Source organism: Alkalibacterium sp. s-m-28 (genome assembly GCF_054658175.1).
In genome coordinates, this window is record NZ_BAAGIQ010000435.1 from 1 (window position 1) to 255 (window position 255).

General features: G+C 42.0%; 1 protein-coding gene. It reads right to left on the reverse strand.

Going from position 1 to position 255, the window contains the following annotated elements:
* On the reverse strand, window positions 1-255 hold a 255-nt coding region (locus tag ACYQ4S_RS12895), incomplete at both ends, for a transposase (protein ID WP_459771585.1).

The following is a 255-nucleotide window of genomic DNA, read 5'->3' on the forward strand; positions in this document are numbered from 1 at the left end:
ATTGACTTTTAAACGAATAATATACTTCACTTTTTCTTGCTCGCATAACTCATAGATCTCAGGTTTGGCAAAGCCACTGTCCCCTCGGACAGTTAAAAACATATCACATGAGTGCTGCTTGTGTTGTCGGATAATATCTTTTAAAAAGACCTCTGCATTGTTAGACGTGTACACATTGCCCGGACGAAGTTCGGCACCTAGAAACAGACCAGTCAGTCCATCAAAAGCCACTAAGGGATGATAACCCGTTGTTCC